The 22,130-nt window shown below is 43.8% G+C and carries 17 protein-coding genes and 1 tRNA gene; 14 read left to right on the top strand and 4 right to left on the bottom strand.

What is annotated here, in order from left to right; translation table 11 throughout:
* Nucleotides 1-926 precede the first annotated feature (926 nt).
* A complete protein-coding gene (locus tag FE394_RS10280) occupies nucleotides 927-2,093 on the bottom strand; it encodes a tyrosine-type recombinase/integrase (RefSeq protein ID WP_319926301.1) in 1,167 nt (388 codons plus the stop codon).
* 146 nt (nucleotides 2,094-2,239) lie between these two features.
* Nucleotides 2,240-2,314, bottom strand: a tRNA-Arg gene (locus FE394_RS10275).
* Between the two features lie 185 nt (nucleotides 2,315-2,499).
* On the opposite strand from FE394_RS10275, the gene mlaA reads away from it, so the two are divergent.
* The gene (gene mlaA / locus FE394_RS10270) at nucleotides 2,500-3,252 is read left to right on the top strand and encodes a phospholipid-binding lipoprotein MlaA (protein WP_319926297.1); all 753 of its coding nucleotides are present in this window, start codon (nucleotides 2,500-2,502) and stop codon (nucleotides 3,250-3,252) included.
* A 74-nt stretch (nucleotides 3,253-3,326) separates the two neighbouring features.
* Here the strand turns inward: mlaA and fadL are convergent, their stop codons facing one another.
* On the bottom strand, nucleotides 3,327-4,643 hold the full coding sequence (gene fadL, locus FE394_RS10265) for a long-chain fatty acid transporter FadL (protein WP_319926296.1): 1,317 nt from the start codon (nucleotides 4,641-4,643) through the stop codon (nucleotides 3,327-3,329).
* Nucleotides 4,644-4,999: 356 nt separating this feature from the next.
* Between fadL and FE394_RS10260 the strand changes: the two genes are divergently transcribed.
* From FE394_RS10260 to sixA, 4 genes are all read left to right on the top strand, one after another.
* Nucleotides 5,000-5,296: a YfcZ/YiiS family protein gene (locus FE394_RS10260; protein WP_319926295.1), complete on the top strand. Its 297-nt coding sequence runs from the start codon at nucleotides 5,000-5,002 to the stop codon at nucleotides 5,294-5,296.
* A 294-nt stretch (nucleotides 5,297-5,590) separates the two neighbouring features.
* A complete protein-coding gene (fadI, locus tag FE394_RS10255; RefSeq protein ID WP_319926294.1) occupies nucleotides 5,591-6,901 on the top strand; it encodes an acetyl-CoA C-acyltransferase FadI in 1,311 nt (436 codons plus the stop codon).
* Entirely contained in the window at nucleotides 6,901-9,078 is a 2,178-nt protein-coding gene (fadJ, locus tag FE394_RS10250; RefSeq protein WP_319926293.1) for a fatty acid oxidation complex subunit alpha FadJ, read from the top strand. Before fadI ends, fadJ begins: the two co-directional genes overlap by 1 nt.
* A gap of 461 nt (nucleotides 9,079-9,539) precedes the next feature.
* Nucleotides 9,540-10,022: a phosphohistidine phosphatase SixA gene (gene sixA / locus FE394_RS10245; RefSeq protein ID WP_319926292.1), complete on the top strand. Its 483-nt coding sequence runs from the start codon at nucleotides 9,540-9,542 to the stop codon at nucleotides 10,020-10,022.
* An 18-nt stretch (nucleotides 10,023-10,040) separates the two neighbouring features.
* On the opposite strand, the gene smrB is transcribed toward sixA, so the two are convergent.
* Complete coding sequence (gene smrB / locus FE394_RS10240) at nucleotides 10,041-10,583, bottom strand: endonuclease SmrB (protein WP_319926291.1); 543 nt, start codon at nucleotides 10,581-10,583, stop codon at nucleotides 10,041-10,043.
* A gap of 183 nt (nucleotides 10,584-10,766) precedes the next feature.
* Between smrB and hutI the strand changes: the two genes are divergently transcribed.
* The 9 genes from hutI (at nucleotide 10,767) to FE394_RS10195 (ending at nucleotide 22,115) form a co-directional block, all read left to right on the top strand.
* A complete protein-coding gene (hutI, locus tag FE394_RS10235; RefSeq protein ID WP_319926290.1) occupies nucleotides 10,767-12,044 on the top strand; it encodes an imidazolonepropionase in 1,278 nt (425 codons plus the stop codon).
* Between the two features lie 15 nt (nucleotides 12,045-12,059).
* Nucleotides 12,060-13,019, top strand: coding sequence for a formimidoylglutamase (hutG, locus tag FE394_RS10230; RefSeq protein WP_319926289.1), 960 nt, complete (start codon nucleotides 12,060-12,062; stop codon nucleotides 13,017-13,019).
* Nucleotides 13,020-13,051: 32 nt separating this feature from the next.
* The gene (gene hutC / locus FE394_RS10225) at nucleotides 13,052-13,786 is read left to right on the top strand and encodes a histidine utilization repressor (protein ID WP_319926300.1); all 735 of its coding nucleotides are present in this window, start codon (nucleotides 13,052-13,054) and stop codon (nucleotides 13,784-13,786) included.
* Nucleotides 13,787-14,088: 302 nt separating this feature from the next.
* The gene (hutU, locus tag FE394_RS10220) at nucleotides 14,089-15,768 is read left to right on the top strand and encodes a urocanate hydratase (protein ID WP_319926288.1); all 1,680 of its coding nucleotides are present in this window, start codon (nucleotides 14,089-14,091) and stop codon (nucleotides 15,766-15,768) included.
* A gap of 14 nt (nucleotides 15,769-15,782) precedes the next feature.
* Nucleotides 15,783-17,315, top strand: a complete 1,533-nt coding sequence (gene hutH / locus FE394_RS10215; RefSeq protein ID WP_319926287.1) for a histidine ammonia-lyase — start codon at nucleotides 15,783-15,785, stop codon at nucleotides 17,313-17,315.
* Between the two features lie 94 nt (nucleotides 17,316-17,409).
* Nucleotides 17,410-18,774: an amino acid permease gene (locus FE394_RS10210; RefSeq protein WP_319926286.1), complete on the top strand. Its 1,365-nt coding sequence runs from the start codon at nucleotides 17,410-17,412 to the stop codon at nucleotides 18,772-18,774.
* Between the two features lie 236 nt (nucleotides 18,775-19,010).
* Nucleotides 19,011-19,946 (top strand): 50S ribosomal protein L3 N(5)-glutamine methyltransferase, encoded by a 936-nt coding sequence (prmB, locus tag FE394_RS10205; RefSeq protein WP_319926285.1) that lies wholly within the window; start codon nucleotides 19,011-19,013, stop codon nucleotides 19,944-19,946.
* A 150-nt stretch (nucleotides 19,947-20,096) separates the two neighbouring features.
* Nucleotides 20,097-21,182, top strand: a complete 1,086-nt coding sequence (gene aroC, locus FE394_RS10200) for a chorismate synthase (RefSeq protein ID WP_319926284.1) — start codon at nucleotides 20,097-20,099, stop codon at nucleotides 21,180-21,182.
* Nucleotides 21,183-21,314: 132 nt separating this feature from the next.
* Nucleotides 21,315-22,115, top strand: a complete 801-nt coding sequence (locus FE394_RS10195) for a sulfite exporter TauE/SafE family protein (protein ID WP_319926283.1) — start codon at nucleotides 21,315-21,317, stop codon at nucleotides 22,113-22,115.
* The last annotated feature ends 15 nt before the right edge of the window (nucleotides 22,116-22,130 follow it).

Here is a 22,130-nt window from a genome sequence, read left to right as displayed (position 1 = left end):
GATTCAGGTTAGGATAAAGTTTACATAGTCACGCAGGGGGAGTAGATTTATTGTATTCCTGAGAAGAGGGAGGATATCAACATGATCAGGTTAATCCGCGTATATCCAGACTCTTATATATTTGAAGAGCCACATAGGAAAGCACAAGGAAAAAATCGGCTGACTATCGTTTGTCATGGATATGGAGCAGCGGGAGGCGTTGTGATTAATAATTGCTCATATTCCCCGCAGCAGCTTTCCCAATATATTCCATTATGGACGAACGTTAACAAATTGCATAGCATACGGCTTGTTTCTTGTCGGACGTCAAATTCAAACTACAATATAAATGCGAGCCTTTTAATATCATTGCCACCTAGATCAACTTCTTTCGCCTCGTTATTATCTCGATATCTGAATAATCTTTACATTAGAGCATATACAAGAGCAGTTGGAGTGCACCCCTCCTCAGAGATTGCTCAGACAATTTATAGTGTGTTTGGTAAAGCGAACTTAGAAGGGTATCTAACTCAACAATTTAGTATAGCTAAGAATGTTCCTAATTATCATTATTACTGTGTAGTATTTTTAAATGGTCGCATCGTAAAAGAATGCTATCCAATTCGTGACATACGTGGAGATGGAAGTAGCTTTGCGTGTCTATAGCGGGAAACCACTACTCCCACTCTGAGCAGTAATTAAACAAAATCAGCCACTTGCCTAAAGGTGAGATTTCTCACCTTTTAACCCCTTGATTTCATTAATTTCCGTTCCTGTGACGGAAATAAGCAAAATCAACAGGTTACGTTAAAGGGGATAATTGTCCTCTTTAAACTCTTTGATATATCTTATTTCCTGCATGGTGCAAGTTTCCCGACTTCAAATCGGAAAACCCTTTCAGGTAATTACCCCATATGTTAAAGGGCAGGATTTTGCCTTATGGTGAATCACTTTGTCCCTGATATCCTGTCAATGTAGTCAGCAAACCATTGCATCATTTCGCGGCGTTTATCGAGATATTGAGCGTGGTTATATATGCCACGAATGCTATTACGATCAACATGTGCTAACTGACGCTCAATCAGATCGTGGCTAAATCCGTATTCATTGAGGATAGTGCTAAACTGGTGTCGAAACCCATGACCACTGGCAATTCCATCATAGCCAATCTGTCTAATTACCAGTAAAACAGCATTCTCGCAAATTGGTTTTTTCTTGTCATTTCTACCAGCGAAAACAAAATCAGAAATAGTGGAGGTTATTGGTTTCAGAACTGTGAGTAACTCGACGACCTGATTCGACATTGGAACTACGTGCAATTTCCGATTCTTCATTATCTCAGGCGCGATGGTAATCAGCTTGTTATTAAAATCAACGTTACTCCATACCATGCTTCGTAGCTCTTTAGTGCGCAGCGCTGTGTATTGTAGAATCTGGGTGGCTATTTTTGAGATGATACTACCTGAATATGAGGATAGTGCCTGATTGAAAGAGGGAATTTGATCTACCGTCAGGAATGGATAGTGTTTCTTTTTATACCCGGTCATTGCGTCAGCTAAATCTGGCGCAGGATTATATTTTGCTCGTCCTGTTACTATTGCATATCTGAATACCTCCCCACATCTACGCCGAGCCTTACATGCTCTTTCCATAGCTCCGCGCTCTTCGAACTGACGTATCACCTTGAGTAGAATTAGTGGCTCTATCTCTTCCATTGTCATATGACCAATGTTTGGCAAAATGTCATTCTGAAACATACTTTGTAGTTCTTTTGCGTATCTTTCAGACCAGACGCCACGCTTGAATTGATACCACTCATGATAGATAAATGAAAAGGTATCTTTGGGCTTATCTGTGAGTATATTCTTTTTTGATAGATCTATCCCATTAGCTAGTTCTTTTTTTAATTCGAACACCTTGCCTCTAGCTTCTGCAAGAGATATTTCAGGATATTTACCTACTGTATGAATTTTTTCCTTGCCACCAAATTGGTAACGAAGCTGCCATACCTTTTTACCAGATAACGGAACATATAGATAAAGACCGTTACTGTCTGATAGGCGATATGGCTTTTCTTTTGGTTTAGCTGAATCAACCTGTTTTACAGTGAGCATTGGGTAAAATTCTTTACCCAAAATTTACCCAGATAAGAGTGCGGCTGTCAACGAACTAATGCGAACTTCTACGAACGGTGATTTATGTATGAGATATGATTTTAAAGGATTTTGCGAACGGATAAGAACTGCGGTGAACTGTAGAATGGTGTCCCCTGCAGGAATCGAACCTGCAACTAGCCCTTAGGAGGGGCTCGTTATATCCATTTAACTAAGAGGACAGCGAAATAATAGTATACCTGTTTTTTTTGCCGGAGATAAGGTACTGAAAACTGTTTGCCTATATAATCACCGCTCTTTTGAGTTACCATTAATAAAAAAGTGGCAGTATATTTAACATATTGGGTACATTGATCGGTATGTGGTGTGAGAGTCAATGTCTAAAAGTGATTATGTGGAGAACAATATGAAGTATCGTCTGAGCGGGGTTGCTCTTACAGCAGTCTTACTAGTTGGATGTGCCAGTTCATCGAGTTCGGTGAATCAAGGGCGTTCAGATCCACTGGAAGGCTTTAACCGTGCCATGTTCAACTTTAATTATGATGTTCTCGACCCTTATGTTCTAAGACCTGTTGCTGTAGCTTGGCGTAATTATGTACCAATGCCTGCGCGAAATGGTGTCGGTAATTTTATGAGCAATCTTGAAGAGCCAGCCAGCATGGTTAACAGTTTTTTACGTGGCGATATCCATGAAGGTGCGAAACATTTTAACCGTTTCTTTTTGAACACTTTGTTGGGTATGGGCGGGTTTATTGATGTTGCTGCAATGGCGAACCCTAAATTGGCAAAAGAAGATCCGATGCGTTTTGGTAGTACACTAGGGTACTATGATATGGGTTATGGCCCCTATGTTGTTCTGCCCGGTTACGGTAGTTTTACACTGCGTGATGAAGGCGGTAATTTTGCGGATATGACTTATCCTGTGCTGAGTTATCTCACAGGTTGGATGTCGGTAGGAAAATGGGTCGTCGGTGGCATAGAAACTCGTGCCCGTCTGCTGGATTCTGACGGCTTGTTAAAGAACTCTTCAGACCCTTATTTGATGATGCGTAATGCTTACTTCCAGCGCCATGATTTTATGGCTAATGGCGGTAAGTTGGAACCAGAAAAGAATCCTAATGCAGCAAGTATTCAGGATGAATTGGATTCCATTGATTAATCTGGAGTCCATAACAAAAAGGATAGCATTCACGCTATCCTTTTTTAGATTACTGCATTTAGTTGGGGCGGGAATTAGAACGTATAGTTAAAGCTCGCGCCGTACAGCCATGCAGTTCCCTTGGAATCGAACTCATATGATGAATTGAACGGTGCAGCCATACCTTCGTCTTTCAGTTTTTCACTAACACGGACTTTCTTGCCGCGCATATAGGAAACACCGACATCAACAGAGGCATCTTTATTAAATGCATAGGTTGTTCCAACGCTTAACCAGAAACGATCCTGATCTGGGATGGAGATAGAGCGATTTTGGGCAGGTACTGGGCTTTCATCGAAGGCAATACCGGTACTGAATGTCCAGTTATCGTCATAGTAATAGGTTGTACCCAGTGAGATGCGGTAAGCGTCACGGAAGCCTTCATGTTTCTGGAATGCAACTTTACCCGTATCATTTCTTGTTGCTTTTAATTCCTTGAACTCGCTCCAGCCAGTGTATAGGAAACTATAGTGAATAGCCCATTGAGGTGCAACGCGGTTATAACCTGAAAGTTCCCACATATCAGGCAAGTTCAGATCCAGTTTGCCCTTAACTGTTTTGCCATCAGTTCCATTGTCAAAATATTTATTCGGCAAATCACTGCGGTAATCCCCGTCTTTAAACTTGACTTTGACTTTTGAACGGTAAGTCAGGCTATAACGGTTATTTTCGTCATATTGATACAGAAGCCCCGCATTCCAGCCATAGCCCCAATCTTTTCCTTCCAACTTAGCGCCTTCGGAGCTTGGCGAAAGATTGAGTCCTAGCATTTTGGATAACTCAGGGCCTGTTTCGCCCATATGGCGAGTGATTTTGGCATCAGCATAAACAGCATTGACACCTAAGCCAAAGCTGAACTGATCATTTAACTTGTAAGCACCGCTTAGGTTTAGGTTCACGGTTTTAAGATCGGTTTTACCGCCAATCAGGCCAGCCGCGTAGTTATTGCTGAAACTGGTTGCTAAGCCGAAGTTGGAAGTGGCAGATGCACCGACAAACCATTGATCATTAATTGGTGTAATAAAGTGCAGGTTTGGTATCCATGCATGTGGTGCAATGTTTTTAGCATCGGTGCTACTTTTAGTCGCAGGGGACTGCCCTGTAATATCAACATTCGGGTTGACGTAAATTGCACCGCCCGAAAAAGATGGACGATCAAATAAGGTCATGGCCGCAGGGTTACGACTGCCTTCGGATGCGTTGTCTGCAACGACACCTGCCCCAGAAAAGGCCCGACCGAGTCCTGATGTTGAATACTCATTCAATTGAAAACCAGCAGCACTAGCGTTGGATGAAATAACTGCAATCGCCAATGCTAATGCTGAACGTGTAAACAGGTTTTTCTGGTTCATAACCAAAACCTCATTGTTTAATTATTATTAACATGCTACCTCTCAAGTAGCTGAGAGCGCGGGATTGTAGAGTCGGTTTGCCATAATGACAAATCAGACCAGTGCACGAAGTATAGGCCTGATAATAGAATATGTTGCAAGAGTGTTTTCAATATATAGCCAAGATGATTACTAAAATGGGATGCGCTTAACAAAAAATCGACAATCAATGTGAATGGAATGTAAACAAGTGATTATTAACGTGATGAGATCAATAAATAGTGAGATAAGTCGACTTAAACAGCGTAAATACTGGTTATTAGCTGTTGGCACAACGTAAAATTATCAGCAAGTTTTGATAGTTGGAGAAATAAAAAATGTCTGATGCAATTAACCGTTGTAATGCAGAAGAAACTGCTGCTTGCTGTTGTGTTGATGTAGGAACAATCATCGATAATGAAGACTGTATTGCTTCTTATCAGCATATTTTTGTTAATGGAAAAGAAGCGGAAGTTATGCTTAATACATTGACTGAGAAGGCAAAAAAAGTGGAATCAGATCCATGTGTTATACATCACAAAATTGAAGCAGTTGATGGTGGAATGCAATTATCTGTGGATTTCACTTTTAGTTGTCAGGCAGAAGCCTTGATCTTTCAGTTAGGATTACGCTAGTCCACTTGAATTGCGGTTTTCCCATTGTTTTGTGATTTTAAAGCAGTGGGAAAATGAGTTGTCAATGATTGTAAATAATGGTTTTTATTTGTATTTCTATCGCACATTGCCCATCCAAGTTGTATAAATTATAAATGCCTTAAAGTTGCGCTTGCTCGCATTTTTAGTTTATTCCTGTTTGCTATTTCCCAACATTGCGTTAACAATGCTCCATCAGGTCTGACCTCTTGTGAGGTGAGTAAATATTTCTAATCAATCAATTGATTTAATTAATAATTATTTTCAGGAGTTGCTATGGGTCGTTCTTCAACAAAGGTAACACAGCAAAAGGAACGGGTTGCTATTGTCAGCGGGTTACGCATTCCTTTTGCGAAACAAGCAACTTTCTACCACGGTATTCCGGCTGTCGATTTAGGGAAATCTGTCGTCAGTGAGCTGGTCATCAGAAGCGGTTTGTCGCCTGAGAAGATCGACCAATTGGTTTTTGGGCAAGTTGTTCAAATGCCGGAAGCCCCCAATATTGCAAGAGAGATTGTCTTAGGCTCAGGCTTGAGTGTGAATACGGATGCCTATAGCGTTTCCCGTGCCTGCGCGACGAGTTTTCAGGCAATTGCGAATGTGGCTGAAAGTATTATGGCGGGCACTATCAATATAGGGATCGCCGGAGGCGCTGACTCATCATCTGTTTTGCCGATTGGAGTCACCAAAACACTGGCCCGCACTTTAGTTGATATGAACAAAGCCAAAAGCTTATCCCAACGGATAAGATTACTCAGTCGATTGAAGTTTCGTGATTTATTGCCGGTATCTCCTGCTGTAGCAGAATATTCAACGGGATTAAGGATGGGAGATACGGCGGAGCAGATGGCAAAAGCCTATCATATCAGCCGTGAAGATCAGGATGCATTGGCGCATCGTTCCCATATATTGGCTGCTAAGGCTTGGGAACAGGGGTTGTTGAATGATGAAATCGTATCGCCACATTTCCCGCCCTACCGCGAAACATTAGCAGAAGATAATAATGTTCGAAAAAATTCAGTTCTATCCTCTTATGCAAAATTACGCCCTGCCTTTGACCGCAGACATGGCACCGTCACGGCAGCGAATAGTACACCGCTGACTGATGGTGCAGCTGCTGTTATGTTGATGCGTGAGTCAGTTGCTAAAGCGTTAGGAATGACTCCATTAGGGTATCTACGTAGTTATGCGTTTTCTGCGATTGATGTCTGGCAGGATATGCTATTGGGACCGTCTTATGCGACACCACTGGCTCTGGATCGTGCAGGTATTACGTTGAATGAACTTACCCTCATTGATATGCATGAAGCATTTGCTGCCCAAACACTGACGAATTTAAAAATGTTTGCCAGTGAAAAATTTGCCCGCGAAAAATTGGGGCGTAGTCAGGCAATCGGTGAAGTGGATATGGATAAATTCAATGTATTGGGTGGCTCAATTGCCTATGGGCATCCGTTTGCTGCGACAGGGGCGAGAATGGTTACCCAGACGTTGAATGAATTGCGTCGCCGTGGTGGCGGGTTTGGGCTAACAACAGCCTGCGCCGCAGGTGGTTTGGGGACAGCAATGGTATTGGAGGTAGAATAATGGTTCAGGCTGAAAAAGAAACGGTTATGTCAACGACGCAACAAGATCAATCAGTGTTCAATTTTTCTGTCAGAGATGACAAGGTGGGAATTATCACCATTGATGTTCCCGGCGAGAAAGTGAACACGCTGAAAGCTGAATTTGTTGAACAGTTTTTAAGGGTGTTTGAGAAAGCCCAACAAACTTCCGGTCTGAAAGGATTGGTGATTATATCCGGTAAACCGGATACTTTCATTGCTGGTGCAGATATCAGCATGATAGCGGGCTGCCAAACTCAGGAAGAAGCGACAGAATTGGCTGAGAAAGGGCAAAAACTATTTGCACAGATTGCGAATTACCCTTTACCTGTTGTAGCCGCCATTCATGGGGCGTGTTTGGGGGGCGGACTGGAATTGGCACTGGCTTGCCATTCCCGTATTTGTTCTTTGGATGATAAAACGCGTCTGGGTCTGCCGGAAGTTCAGTTGGGTCTTCTGCCGGGGTCGGGAGGTACTCAGAGATTGCCACGCCTGATAGGTGTTACTGCTGCTTTGGACATCATACTGACGGGTCGTCAACTCAGGGCAAAGCAGGCACAACGACTGGGTGTTGTGGATGATGCCGTTCCCTTGGATATTCTGCTGGATGTTGCTGTGCAGTGTGTTAAAAAAGGCATTGCCAAGCGTAAGCCATTAGCATGGTCACAGCGTATGTTATCGAGCGCATTGGGCAGGCCCCTGCTATTCCATACGGTGCATAAAAAAACGCGGGCAAAAACTCACGGTCATTATCCGGCACCAGAAAAAATCATCAATGTGATCCGTACAGGCTTGGAAAAAGGATTAGATCGCGGTTTTCAGGCTGAGGCCAAAGCATTTGGTGAATTGGCTATGTCACCGGAATCCGCCGCATTGCGGAGCTTGTTTTTTGCTTCGACGACGCTAAAAAATGAAACCGGCTCTTCAGAACAGCCTGCCAGGATTACCAATGTGGGTATTTTGGGTGGTGGCTTGATGGGGGGAGGTATAGCCAACGTAACTATGACACGAGGCAATCTTCCTGTCCGTATTAAGGATATCAATGAGAAAGGTATCAATCAGGCACTGAAATATACTTGGGATCTCCTTTCTAAGCGGGTAAAACAGCGTCGTTTGAAATCAAGTGAACGATCTCGCCAGATGTCTTTATTGACTGGTACGACCGATTACAGCGGATTTAAGCAAGTTGATATTGTGGTTGAAGCTGTATTTGAGGATTTGGTATTAAAACGCAAGATGGTTTCCGAAATTGAAGGAAATACGAAATCTGAAACTATTTTCGCTTCCAATACCTCTTCGTTACCCATTCACAAGATTGCTGAAGTTGCCACTCGGCCAGAGCAGATTATCGGTCTCCACTATTTTAGTCCTGTCGATAAAATGCCGTTAGTGGAAGTTATTCCACATGCGGGCACAAGTGAAAAGACGATTGCAACGGCTGTGGCTTTGGCTAAGAAGCAGGGAAAAACAGCCATTGTTGTCGGAGATAAAGCTGGGTTTTACGTCAACCGGATCCTGACACCTTATATTAATGAGGCTGGTTATTGTTTAGTGGAAGGTGAACCGATTGAGCATATCGATAAGGCCTTGGTGGATTTCGGGTTTCCTATTGGCCCCATCAATTTGCTGGATGAAGTTGGCATAGATGTCGGTACCAAGATTATTCCTATTTTAGTGGAGCAGCTCGGAAGTAGATTCGCGGCTCCAGAGATGTTGGAATCTATTTTAAAAGATAATAGGAAAGGTAAGAAAAACGGTCGTGGTTTCTATTCGTATGCGAATAAAAAAGGCCTATTCAGGTCTTTTGGCAAAAAATCCAAAGAAGCGGATGCCTCTATTTATTCCTTATTAAAAATTAAACCAGTGGTCAAGATGTTACCTGCTGAGATTGCCCAGCGTTGCGTGATGCTTATGTTGAATGAGGCAGTTCGCTGTTTGGATGAAGGGATTATCAGAAGTCCTCGTGATGGTGATATTGGTGCTGTATTTGGCATCGGTTTTCCTCCATTTCTGGGAGGACCATTCCGTTATATTGATAAACTTGGCAGCGATAAAGTCGTAGAAATATTACGTCGTCTGGAATCGCAATATGGGGAAAGATTTTCTCCCTGCGATCAGTTAGTTCAGATGGCTGAACAGAAAAAGAAATTTTATGAATAACTGACGATTTTATTTGTAAAATTCTCTGTGCTCGTCGTACATCAAGATGCATTTATGTTCTCCCCGCGGCACTGGGAGAACATAAGCTGCTTCCTGCAATTTGAAGTTAATTGCGTATATACCTAATAGATCACAATATTGCCGTTATATTCTGTTGTCAGATTGTAACGGCTTTAATTTTTTATGATACTCTCGGTGGTCTTCGATAATATCTCATTAAAATCAAGTTATTATTCTTTTTTTTCAGGCTATGTGTCTTATTTAGGGCAGAATGCCTGTTAATCCTAATTGATATTTTTTCATCAAAAAACATCGCGATAATACTATTTAGCTATCATGATGAATAATTGAAAATCAATAGGTTACATAAATAATATCTGACTGTGTTTTATTGTATAGAGATAGTCCGTATATTGAAGCAGATATTGAGACCAGTTCTGAAATCAACTAAACGGTGAATTATGTATATTTTTATTATGCGTCACGGTGATGCTGCTGTAGATTCAATCAGTGATGCAACACGAGAGCTGACTCCCCGGGGATGGCAAGAATCACAGAAAATGGCTCATTGGCTTTCGCAACAATCGCCTGATATTGATTGTGTCTTAGTTAGTCCTTACATCCGCGCTGAGCAGACTTTAAAGGTTGTTCGTGAAAATCTGACATTATCTGATAGCGAACAAGTGTTAAATGAATTAATGCCATCGGGTGATGTCGCGCTGGTCGCCAGTTATTTACAAGTTTTGGCGACACAAGGGCATAAAGCTGTATTGGTGGTTTCCCATTTACCATTGGTTGGTTATCTGGTTTCTGAACTAGTCTCAGGACAAACTCCGCCAATGTTTGCTACCTCCAGCATTGCTTGTGTGGAACTGGATCACAAAACAGAGAAAGGCCGCCTGTTGTGGCAAACCTCTCCGGCACAGTTAGCGGCGAAAACCTAACTTCATACAGAAGATAAATTAACGCTGAATAAATTCATCCATCTCTACCAAAATAAGCAATGCAGCATTGCCTCCCCACTCCTTAGGAGCCTGATGGAAGGCGATAATATCAGGATGTTGGGCAAGCCATAATGGTGTTTGCTGCTTGAGGATATGTTTACCGTGACCATGCATGACACAGGCGCAATAGACATGTTCACGGCGACAGGCCGCAATTAAGGCTCCAATCTCTTGTTTGGCTTGTAATTGCGTTAAACCATGTAAATCGAGAAACAACTCAGGAGGATAATCTCCGCGCCGCAACTTCTTCAATTCATAATGATTGGCGCCGGCCCTGACATAGCGGGTTGGCCCTTCGGTATCGAGATTAGGTTGAAACTCATCAGAAAAGTAGTAACTGGCATCAACCTGCTCTTGCATCAGACGTTCAGGAGCGACATGGCTAATTTTTTTTCTTTTCGGAATGTGGGAAACCGTATCATGAACAATGCGCCGGGTTCCTGTAACCGACGTTCTGAATAGATTAATGTCTTCTTCGTTTAATAGATTTTTCTTCTTCATTACACGTTAATTCACTCACAAATTTTAGTAAGTGTACCTGATTTTTGTGATTTTTCTTAGCCGCTATCATCTTAAGTAACAAACTGTTCACAAAATGATTTGACAATCGGGTTTGGTTATAAAATAAATGTATATACAACTTGAAGATTGATACAAATAAGAAAATATAACAGGAAGATAATAATGTCGATTGAACTGAAAGATAGCGATGTTATTTGGCGTAACGCCAGACTTGCCACAATGAACCCTATCATTAAGCACATGGATGGCAAAAGTCATTATGGGATGTTGGAACAGCATGATCTTATTGTTCGGGATGAAAAGATCTTAGCCGTTTTGCCAACAGGTAGCATACCAACTCACCAGAGTGAAATTATCGATGTAAAACAGCGGTTAATCACCCCTGGTTTGATCGATTGTCATACGCACTTAGTTTTTGGTGGTAATCGTGCATCTGAATGGGAACAGCGTTTGAATGGCATTTCTTATGCAGAAATCAGTGCTAAAGGAGGAGGGATTAATGCCACTGTGAATGCCACTCGAAATAGTTCATCACAACAATTGGAAATTGCTGCCCAGAAGCGCCTCAATGCATTGATTGCTGAAGGGGTAACAACAGTTGAGATGAAATCAGGTTATGGGCTGGATCTGGAAAACGAAGAAAAACAGTTAAATGTCGTAAGGGCATTGGCACAGAAAAATCCTATCGAAATTAGTCCGACACTACTTTCTGCCCATGCTGTTCCACCTGAATATAAACATGACCCTGATGCTTATATTGATTTAGTTTGTGATTCTATCCTTCCCACGCTTTGGCAGAAACGGTTATTCGAATCCGTGGATGTGTTCTGTGAAACTGTCGGTTTTAATCTCAGCCAGGCTAAACGTCTGTTTGATGCAGCAAAACGTTTGGGAATTCCCGTAAAAGGCCATGTTGAACAACTTTCTAATTTGGGCGGAAGTGAACTGGTTGCTGAATATCGAGGCTTGTCAGTTGATCACATTGAGTATTTGGATGAAAAAGGAATTGAAGCTATCGGTCGTTCCGGAACCGTTGCGGTATTGCTGCCAGGGGCATTTTACTTCCTGAAAGAGACTCAACGGCCACCTGTTGCATTATTGCGCCAATATGGTGTGCCTATGGCAATTTCGACGGATTTTAATCCGGGGACCAGTCCTTTTACCTCTTTGCGCTTGATTATGAACATGGCCTGCGTCCAGTTTGGATTAACGCCAGAAGAAGCGTGGATGGGCGTGACAACCCATGCGGCCCGTGCATTGGGGAGAGCAGATAGTCACGGTCAATTAGCTGCTGGTTATATGGCGGATTTTATTGTCTGGGATGCCCATAACCCAGTTGATATTTTATATGAACTAGGACGCAATCCATTGGATTATCGTGTTTATCGCGGTGAAATTACGCGTCATGATCACTTAAATCGCGTTTGTGATAATGAATGATAAAAGGAAAAAACTATGAATTTATGGCATCCAACATCGGAAAACATTTGGCAGGGGCGTAATGATCTTGCAGAAGCGGATAATGCTTTGCGTCTATTCCAGACAATAAAACAACCAGCCAGTTTTTCCCCGGAAGAATTTCCTCAGCACATTGCATTATTAGGATTTGAGTGTGATGAAGGCGTTAAACTCAATCAAGGTCGTTCGGGAGCAAAATTAGGCCCTGAATATCTGCGTCAGTCATTGGCAAATCTGGCGAGTTATGAGGGGCATGATCGGCTGGTGGATTTAGGTAATATTCGCGCCAATCCTGAAAAGCTGAGTGAAGCGCAAGATGCTCTCAGTGATGTGGTATATGAATGCCAGCAGCATAATATGAAAACACTGATTTTTGGTGGGGGGCATGAAACGGCATTTGCTCATGGAATGGGGATTTATCGTGCATTTCCGACCCAGCGTATCGGTATCATCAATTTTGATGCGCATTTGGATTTGCGAAACTCACCGCAACCCACATCAGGAACCCCATTCCGGCAGCTTGCCCATTATTGTCAGCAACACCAGCGACCATTTAATTATACCTGCGTTGGGGCGAGTCTGGCATCGAATACACAAGCATTATTGGACGAAGCCAATCATCTTGATGTCACAATCATTTGGGATACACACTGTGTCGAACACATGCTGGATAAAGTCCAGCAGCAACTACAAGACATCATTAATCAAGTTGATATCATTTACATGACTATCGATCTGGACGTACTGCCAATTTGGCAAATGCCGGCAGTTTCTGCTCCTGCTGCGTTAGGGGTTCCATTAGAACGTTTGTTGCCGTTAGTTCAACTCATCTGTCAGAGCAAAAAATTGCAGGCTGTGGATTTAGTCGAACTCAATCCTTTGTATGACATTCAAGGAATGGGAGGCAAAGCGGCAGCCCGGCTGGCTTGGCAATTGGTGCATTGGTGGAATAGATAACAGTGGCACGGATAAAAAGTAAGAAGGAATTGATAGTGAAAGCTGATTTAGCCGATACCTTTGTCAAACCTGTGCCTTTATATGCGAAAGTCAAACAAGCGATCATTGAGAAAATCTATACAGGGGAATGGAAACCCCATGATCGGGTTCCTTCAGAAGCGGAATTAGTTAAGCAATTTAATTGTAGTCGGATGACGGCTAACAGAGCGCTGCGGGAGCTGACAGCCGAAGGATTTTTATTCCGTTTACAAGGCGTCGGTTCGTTTGTTTCTGAACCAAAAGGGCAGTCTGCTTTGTTTGAGATCCACAGTATTGCGGATGAAATTACTTCGCGTGATCATCGGCATAACTGTAAAGTGCTTAAATTGTCTGAAGTGAATGCCAATATGACTCAGGCGGCAGAATTTAATATTGCGATAGATACCCCTATCTACCATTCCATTATTGTGCATTATGAAAATGATGTGCCTGTCCAAATTGAAGATCGCTATGTTAATGCTCAGGCTGCACCGGAATATCTGAGACAAGATTTCAGCCGGCAAACGGCTCATGATTACTTATCACAAGTCGCGCCTTTGACCGAAGGGGAGCATATCGTTGAAGCGGTTGCAGGGGATGCCCGTTCTTGCCGATTACTGCAAATTGAGGAGAATACGCCTTGTTTGTTAATCAGCCGCCGAACTTGGTCGAAAGAGTATATTGTTTCGAGTGCTAAGTTACTGTTTCCCGGACATCGATATAAATTAAAAGGGCACTTTAGTTCATAATTTGTTCTCAGCTTGTTCATATTGGTGTAAAAAACCTCTTTTTCCTTTTGTCGGGACGAAGAGGTTTCTCATAATTGTTGTAACGATAATGTAAATTTAATGTGATATAAAACACAAAACCAGCAAAAATATTCCTCTCTCTATCACAGAATTAATGAGTGCTATCTCATTGATTTTGGTCATAAATGATAATGAATTCCATGTTATTAACTTTATCAATGTCACATTTTTTTCTATTGAATCTACATGTATATACAACTATACAATTAACAAAATTGATAAATATGAAATAGGAAAAAACCGTGACGACGCAAAATAATAAATTCAGCAACGCAATCATTCGGGCCCCCAGAGGAAGACAACTCACAGCAAAAAGTTGGCTGACAGAAGCACCACTTCGTATGCTTATGAATAACCTTGATCCTGATGTGGCTGAAAATCCCGGTGAACTGGTGGTTTATGGCGGTATTGGTCGTGCAGCCAGAAATTGGGCATGTTACGAAAAGATCGTTGATGCTTTGAAAAATCTGGAGAATGACGAAACGCTGCTGGTACAGTCGGGTAAACCTGTCGGTGTGTTTAAAACACATGAAAACGCACCGCGTGTATTAATTGCCAACTCGAATCTGGTTCCACATTGGGCGACATGGGAACATTTTAACGAGCTGGATGCCAAAGGTCTGGCAATGTATGGTCAGATGACGGCAGGAAGCTGGATATATATCGGTAGTCAAGGCATTGTTCAGGGCACTTACGAAACCTTCGTGGAAGCGGGTCGTCAGCATTACAACGGTAACCTGACCGGACGCTGGGTACTGACTGCGGGTCTGGGCGGCATGGGGGGCGCACAGCCATTGGCTGCAACGTTGGCTGGTACTTCTTCACTGACCATAGAATGCCAGCAAAGTCGCATTGATTTTCGCCTCCGTACCAAATACGTGGATGAACAGGCCGTTGATTTGGATGATGCTTTGGCACGTATGGAACGCTACGCCCGGGAAGGTAAGGCAGTATCAGTAGCATTGTGCGGCAATGCAGCAGAGATTTTACCTGAGTTGGTACGTCGTGGCGTTCGTCCTGATATGGTGACAGATCAAACCAGCGCCCATGATCCATTACATGGTTATTTGCCAGCAGGCTGGACATGGGAAGAATATTGCCGCCGTGCTGAGACTGAACCTGAAATCGTGATTCAGGCAGCGAAAGCTTCAATGGCTGCGCATGTTGAAGCCATGTTAGCTTTCCAGAAACAGGGCATACCTACTTTCGATTATGGTAATAACATTCGTCAAATGGCGAAAGAGTCGGGTGTTGAACATGCCTTTGATTTCCCGGGATTTGTTCCTGCTTACATTCGTCCCCTGTTTTGTCGTGGCATCGGGCCTTTCCGTTGGGCGGCACTCTCCGGTGATCCTGAAGATATTTATAAAACCGATGCTAAAGTCAAAGAGCTACTGCCAGATGATGCCCATTTACACCGTTGGTTGGATATGGCGAGAGAACGCATTAGCTTTCAGGGATTGCCTGCGCGTATTTGCTGGGTGGGATTAGGTGATCGCGCAAAACTGGGGTTGGCATTTAATGAAATGGTACGCAGTGGAGAACTGTCTACTCCAATCGTGATTGGTCGTGACCATCTGGATTCAGGGTCTGTCGCCAGTCCTAACCGCGAAACCGAATCCATGCAGGATGGTTCCGATGCCGTTTCTGACTGGCCGTTACTGAATGCCTTACTGAATACCGCCAGTGGTGCGACATGGGTTTCCCTGCATCATGGTGGCGGCGTTGGCATGGGATTTTCACAGCATTCCGGCATGGTGATTGTCTGCGATGGTACTGATGAAGCTGCGGAACGAATTGCCCGTGTTTTGCATAATGATCCCGCGACGGGTGTTATGCGCCATGCTGATGCTGGTTATGAGCTGGCTATCCAGTGTGCGAAAGAGCAGGGACTTAACCTGCCAATGATTGATGCAAAGTAAGGAGCGTTATTAATATGAAAAACATTATTATTCAGCCCGGAAAAATGACGCTTGAAGAATTGCGCCATATTTATCAGCATCCTGTTCACATTCGTTTAGACGAGCAATGCTTCCCTGCCATTGAAAGCAGCGTCGCTTGTGTGAATCGCATCATCAGCGAAAACAGAATCGCTTATGGTATTAACACCGGTTTTGGTTTGCTGGCGAATACCCGCATTGCAGAGCAAGATCTGGAAGAATTACAGCGTTCTATTGTTTTGTCACACGCTGCGGGTGTGGGGCAGCCTTTGTCGGATGATATCGTCCGATTGATTATGGTATTGAAGATCAACAGCCTTGCCCGGGGTTATTCTGGTATCCGACTGGAAGTCATTCAGGAATTGGTGGCTTTGGTTAACGCTGAAGTTTATCCCTGGATTCCAAGTAAAGGCTCGGTCGGGGCTTCTGGGGATCTGGCGCCGTTGGCGCACATGAGCCTGTTATTGTTAGGTGAAGGCAAAGCCCGCTATCGTGGTGAATGGCTGCCGGCAAAAGAGGCTCTGGAAAAAGCGGGACTCAAGCCGATCAGTCTGGTGGCAAAAGAAGGACTGGCATTGCTTAATGGCACACAAACTTCAACCGCTTTTGCGTTGAAAGGACTTTTTGCCGCAGAAGACTTGCTCGCATCAGCCATTATTTGTGGCGCATTGTCGGTTGAAGCCGCGCTGGGCTCCCGCAAGCCGTTTGATGCGCGTATCCATGATGCGCGTGGTCAGAAAGGCCAAATTGATGTGGCAATCCTTTATCGTCTGGTATTGGAAGAACAGAGTGGTATTTCTGGATCCCACGAAAACTGTTCAAAAGTTCAAGATCCTTATTCATTGCGCTGTCAGCCACAAGTGATGGGTGCTTGCTTAACCCAGATCCGCCACGCGGCTGGTGTGATCATGGTTGAAGCCAATGCTGTCTCCGATAATCCGCTGGTATTTACTGAAGAAGATGAAGTGATTTCTGGTGGTAATTTCCATGCAGAACCTGTTGCCATGGCATCGGATAATCTGGCTATCGCGTTGGCAGAAATTGGTTCATTATCAGAACGTCGCATTGCTTTGCTGATGGATAGCAATATGTCCCAGTTGCCGCCATTCTTGGTCGAAAACAGCGGTGTAAACTCCGGTTTTATGATTGCACAGGTGACTGCGGCAGCGCTGGCAAGCGAAAACAAAGCGCTGTCACATCCTTCCAGCGTTGATAGTTTGCCAACTTCCGCCAATCAGGAAGATCACGTTTCGATGGCACCCGCTGCGGGGCGTCGTTTATGGGAAATGGCGGATAACGTACGGGGAATTTTAGCGATTGAGTGGTTAACGGCTTGTCAGGGCATGGATTTTCGTCACGGCTTGCGGAGTAGCCCTATACTGGAAAAAGCGCGTCATATTCTGCGTAATAAAGTTGCACATTACGATAAAGATCGCTTTTTTGCCCCGGATATCGATGAAGCCATTCAACTGTTGGCTGAACAGCAACTTTCTGCATTGCTGCCTGCTGGGAAAATTTTAGAAAACTAAAGCACCGACACATCGTTTTAGGCCGGGATAAAAACCGGCCTTATCGTAGTATTTATCTTTCCCAATCTAATAATAAAAGACACAAGGATAAATCATGCAAGACACTTCACAACTTAAGCGAGGCTTAAGCGTTCGCCACATTCGATTTATGGCACTGGGCTCGGCAATTGGCACAGGGCTTTTCTATGGTTCAGCGGGAGCCATAAAAGCAGCAGGGCCTGCGGTATTACTGGCTTATGCGATTGGTGGTGCTGCGGTTTTCATGGTCATGCGGGCATTGGGGGAAATGGCAGTTCATCGTTCAGCGCCGGGATCTTTCTCCTATTATGCGACCCATTATTTAGGGCCATTGGCAGGTTTTCTGACCGGATGGACTTATGTTTTTGAAATGCTGATTGTTTGTCTTGCCGACGTCACTGCATTTGGCATTTATATGAAACTTTGGTTTCCCCATGTCGAGCAGTGGATTTGGGTACTTGGTATCGTCTTTTTCATTGGGGCGATAAATCTGTGTAATGTGAAAGTATTTGGTGAAATGGAATTCTGGCTTTCTATCATCAAAGTTGCGGCGATTATTTTCATGATTGTCGGTGGTTTTGCCCTTATGATGTATGGCTTCGGTCAAGAAGCAGGACACGTTACCGGTCTATCAAATTTATGGGAACATGGCGGATTCATGCCAAACGGCATGGCGGGAGTTATCGCCTCATTTACGGTCGTTATGTTCGCATTTGGCGGTATTGAAGTTATCGGTATTACCGCCAGTGAAGCGAAAAATCCGGAAAAATCCATCCCACGGGCAATTAATGCGGTTCCATTCCGTATTTTGCTGTTTTATGTCCTGACTCTGTTTGTTTTGATGTGCATCTATCCGTGGAATCAAATAGGACAAAATGGCAGTCCGTTCGTTCAGATATTCTCCAGTCTGGGCATTGATTCAGCGGCGAATATTTTGAATATCGTTGTGATTACGGCTGCAATTTCCGCGATCAACAGTGATATCTTTGGTGCCGGACGCATGATGTACGGGATGGCGCAGGAAAAACAGGCTCCCGCTTCTTTCACGCAACTCACGAAAAATGGTGTGCCGTGGGTTACAGTATTGGTGATGTCAGGGATCTTATTACTGGGTGTCGTTTTGAATTATTTTCTGCCGGAAAAAATCTTCATCATCATTGCTTCTATTGCAACCTTTGCAACCGTCTGGGTATGGCTGATGATTTTGCTGTCACAATATATGATGCGTCGTAAGATGCCGGCAGAAGAAGCGAAACAGCTTAAATTCCCTGTTCCTTTCTGGCCTGTGGCACCCGTACTGACCATTGCATTTATGGCATTCGTGATTGGTGTATTGGGATATTTCCCCGGTACCCGAATTGCATTGTACGTTGGAATTGTATGGATAGCCTTGCTGACAATCAGCTATTACCTATGGGTGAAAAAAACAGGTAATAGCTAGCCACCTCACTACCACCCTATCTATATAGGGTGGTTTTTGCCTTCCCGAATACATTTTATTTTCAGTGGCGTTATCTTCCCTTGAAAGATCTTTTTCTTAATACAATGTCTTATAAATATATTTTGTAAATACCATTTTATCCTAAGACAATTCCTGTGCTAAGAAAGCTGATTTGTGTTCGGGATCATGGCAAACTAACGAGTTGATATATCTTTTTTGTTGTTTGGAGGTGTTTTTTGGATAAGATCTTAGTCGATGAGGCTGTTGCAGAGCTGCGTACCATTTTAGATATGTTGCGTTGGTCTACCAGCCGTTTTAGCGAATCGGATATCTATTGTGGACATACTACATGTAATCCGTGGGATGAGGCTTTGCAATTAGTTCTTCCCTCATTGCATTTGCCTATGGATGTCCCTGATTCAATGATGGCTTCACGTCTGACATTAACAGAGCGTCAGCGCATTGTGGAACTTGTTTTGCGTCGTATTTATGAACGTGTTCCTGTTGCTTATTTGATAAATAAAGCTTGGTTCTGTGGTCATGAATTTTATGTCGATGAGCGGGTTTTGATTCCACGCTCATTGGTTAGAGATGTGATTGAAAACCGCTTTGAAGGACTTATCTCACGTCAGCCATCGGCCATTTTGGATCTTTGTACAGGAAGCGGTTGTATTGCAATTGCCTGTGCCCATGCCTTCCCGGAAGCCGAAGTTGATGCTGTTGATATTTCTCCTGATGCGTTGGCAGTTGCAGAAATAAATATAGAGAATCATAAGCTTTCTCACCGTGTAATCCCGATTCGTTCAGATATGTTTCATGATATACCATCGGTGAAATATGACATTATTGTCACTAATCCTCCTTACGTCGATGAAGAAGATATGAGTGATTTTCCCCGGGAATACGATCATGAACCTGAATTAGCCATGGCTGCAGGTGTTGACGGGTTGGATTTGGTTCGTCGTATTCTGGCAACTGCCCCGGATTTCCTTGCGGAAGATGGAATACTGGTATGTGAAGTGGGTAATAGTATGGTGCACCTGATTGAGCAATACCCTGACGTACCATTTAAATGGCTGACATTCGAACATGATTATGGTGATGGTGTTTTCGTGCTGAGTCGCCGGCAGCTTGTTGAACATCAGGAATATTTCCAACAATTCAAAGACTGATATTTTTTCACATCACTCAATGGTTAAAACAGATACTTAATGGCATTAAAGTCAAATAAAATTGCTGAAATAAGATAGGTTTTAATCATTGAGTGAGTTATTGTTGTTCGATCTCATTTTTAACGCATAAATAATGATGGCAGGGTAGGAATGGCAGGAAATAGTATTGGGCAGTTCTTTCGTGTCACTACATTTGGTGAATCTCACGGAATCGCATTGGGATGTATTGTTGATGGCGTGCCACCGGGTATTGCGATAACAGAAACTGATTTACAAATCGATTTGGACAGGCGTCGCCCGGGAACATCCCGTTATACCACACAACGCCGTGAGCCAGATCAAGTTCGCATTCTTTCCGGTGTTTTTGATGGAGTAACGACAGGTACCAGCATTGGCCTGATGATTGAAAACACCGACCAGCGTTCACAAGATTACAGTGCGATTAAAGATGTTTTCCGCCCGGGACATGCTGACTATACCTATGAACAAAAATATGGACTGCGTGATTACCGTGGCGGCGGACGTTCATCTGCCCGTGAGACTGCCATGCGCGTTGCGGCTGGGGCAATTGCCAAAAAATACCTGTTTGAAAAACACGGCATCCTCATTCGTGCCTGCCTGACCCAGATGGGGGATATTCACTGCGAGCTGAACAATTGGGATCTCGTTGAACAAAATCCGTTTTTCTGCCCAGATGAAAGTAAACTGACTCAACTTGATGAATTGCTGCGTTCCCTAAAAAAAGAAGGGGATTCCATCGGTGCAAAAGTCACTGTGATTGCCGAAAATGTCCCCGCAGGATTGGGAGAACCCGTATTTGATCGTTTGGATGCAGATATCGCTCATGCCCTGATGAGTATTAACGCGGTGAAAGGTGTTGAAATCGGTGATGGTTTCGGTGTCGTTAACTTACAGGGCAGCGAAAACCGTGATGAAATCACAACCCAAGGATTCAGCAGTAACCATGCTGGTGGTATTCTGGGCGGGATTAGCAGCAGCCAGCCGATTGTTGCGCATATCGCCCTGAAACCGACATCCAGCATTATGGTATCCGGCAAAACAATTAATCGACAAGGTGAAGAAGTGGATATGGTGACTCGCGGTCGGCATGATCCTTGCGTTGGCATCCGTGCAGTACCCATTGCAGAAGCGATGATGGCGATTGTATTGATGGATCACTTACTGCGTCAGCGGGCGCAATGCGCTGATGTGACATCGCCACTATTACGTTGGTAAATACTGGTACGTTGGTAAATACTGGTACGTTGGTAAACACGCTGGTAAATCAGGAGTACTCCTGACATAAGCTCTGGTCGATGCCGAAAGACATCATGATAATAGATAATCTGTATTCTGGTGAAATGAATAATGGAATGGTCATTCTTAGGTCCGGAAATTTACGGAATTCTTTTTTTGGTTGCAATGGTTGCGGGTTTTATCGATTCTATCGCTGGTGGCGGGGGATTATTGACCATTCCCGCTCTATTATCGGCGGGTGTTTCTCCTGTTCAGGCACTGGCAACAAGTAAACTACAGGCAGCGGGAAGTTCGTTTTCTGCCAGCCTTTACTTTATCCGCCGCGGAGTGGTGGATTGGCGCTCTCAGCGTTTTGCGATTGTTATGACACTGATTGGTGCCATGTTGGGTGCTTTGCTGGTTCAATTTGTCTCTCCTGATTTTCTGCGTTATTTATTGCCGATACTGGTGATGATCATCGGTCTTTATTTTCTATTGGTCCCCAATATCGGAGCTGAAGATCGGCAACGTCGCCTCGGCCCTCTTGCATTCGGTTGTTTTGCTGGGTGTGGGATCGGTTTTTACGATGGCGTGTTTGGGCCGGGAGCCGGTTCTTTCTTCGCTCTGTCTTATGTCATGCTTTGTGGCTACAATTTGGCAAAAGCCACTGCTCATGCCAAAATATTGAATTTTGCCTCCAATATCGGTGCGCTGGGGTTCTTTATCCTGGGCGGGCAGGTTTTATGGTTGGTAGGTTTTGTGATGCTGATAGGGCAAATTATTGGTGCGCGGCTCGGTGCTGGTTTAGTTCTGAGCAGAGGACAAAAATTGATCCGCCCAATGCTGGTCACGATTTCTTTTTTGATGAGCATCAAACTTCTCTATGAACATCATGGAGATACTATCCGTTCTTGGTTGGCGTTTTATTTTTGATTTTAGGAACCTGCA

It is taken from the genome of Xenorhabdus littoralis (assembly GCF_033949345.1).
Classification (GTDB): domain Bacteria; phylum Pseudomonadota; class Gammaproteobacteria; order Enterobacterales; family Enterobacteriaceae; genus Xenorhabdus; species Xenorhabdus littoralis.
This window is presented reverse-complemented; position numbering and strand designations above follow the sequence as displayed.

Bases quoted from the DNA above. Each gene is read 5' to 3' on its own strand.
- FE394_RS10280 (WP_319926301.1), bottom strand. From the start codon at position 2,093: ATGCTCACTGTAAAACAGGTTGATTCAGCTAAACCAAAAGAAAAGCCA.
- mlaA (WP_319926297.1), top strand. From the start codon at position 2,500: ATGAAGTATCGTCTGAGCGGGGTTGCTCTTACAGCAGTCTTACTAGTT.
- fadL (WP_319926296.1), bottom strand. From the start codon at position 4,643: ATGAACCAGAAAAACCTGTTTACACGTTCAGCATTAGCATTGGCGATT.
- FE394_RS10260 (WP_319926295.1), top strand. From the start codon at position 5,000: ATGTCTGATGCAATTAACCGTTGTAATGCAGAAGAAACTGCTGCTTGC.
- fadI (WP_319926294.1), top strand. From the start codon at position 5,591: ATGGGTCGTTCTTCAACAAAGGTAACACAGCAAAAGGAACGGGTTGCT.
- fadJ (WP_319926293.1), top strand. From the start codon at position 6,901: ATGGTTCAGGCTGAAAAAGAAACGGTTATGTCAACGACGCAACAAGAT.
- sixA (WP_319926292.1), top strand. From the start codon at position 9,540: ATGTATATTTTTATTATGCGTCACGGTGATGCTGCTGTAGATTCAATC.
- smrB (WP_319926291.1), bottom strand. From the start codon at position 10,583: ATGAAGAAGAAAAATCTATTAAACGAAGAAGACATTAATCTATTCAGA.
- hutI (WP_319926290.1), top strand. From the start codon at position 10,767: ATGTCGATTGAACTGAAAGATAGCGATGTTATTTGGCGTAACGCCAGA.
- hutG (WP_319926289.1), top strand. From the start codon at position 12,060: ATGAATTTATGGCATCCAACATCGGAAAACATTTGGCAGGGGCGTAAT.
- hutH (WP_319926287.1), top strand. From the start codon at position 15,783: ATGAAAAACATTATTATTCAGCCCGGAAAAATGACGCTTGAAGAATTG.
- FE394_RS10210 (WP_319926286.1), top strand. From the start codon at position 17,410: ATGCAAGACACTTCACAACTTAAGCGAGGCTTAAGCGTTCGCCACATT.
- aroC (WP_319926284.1), top strand. From the start codon at position 20,097: ATGGCAGGAAATAGTATTGGGCAGTTCTTTCGTGTCACTACATTTGGT.
- FE394_RS10195 (WP_319926283.1), top strand. From the start codon at position 21,315: ATGGAATGGTCATTCTTAGGTCCGGAAATTTACGGAATTCTTTTTTTG.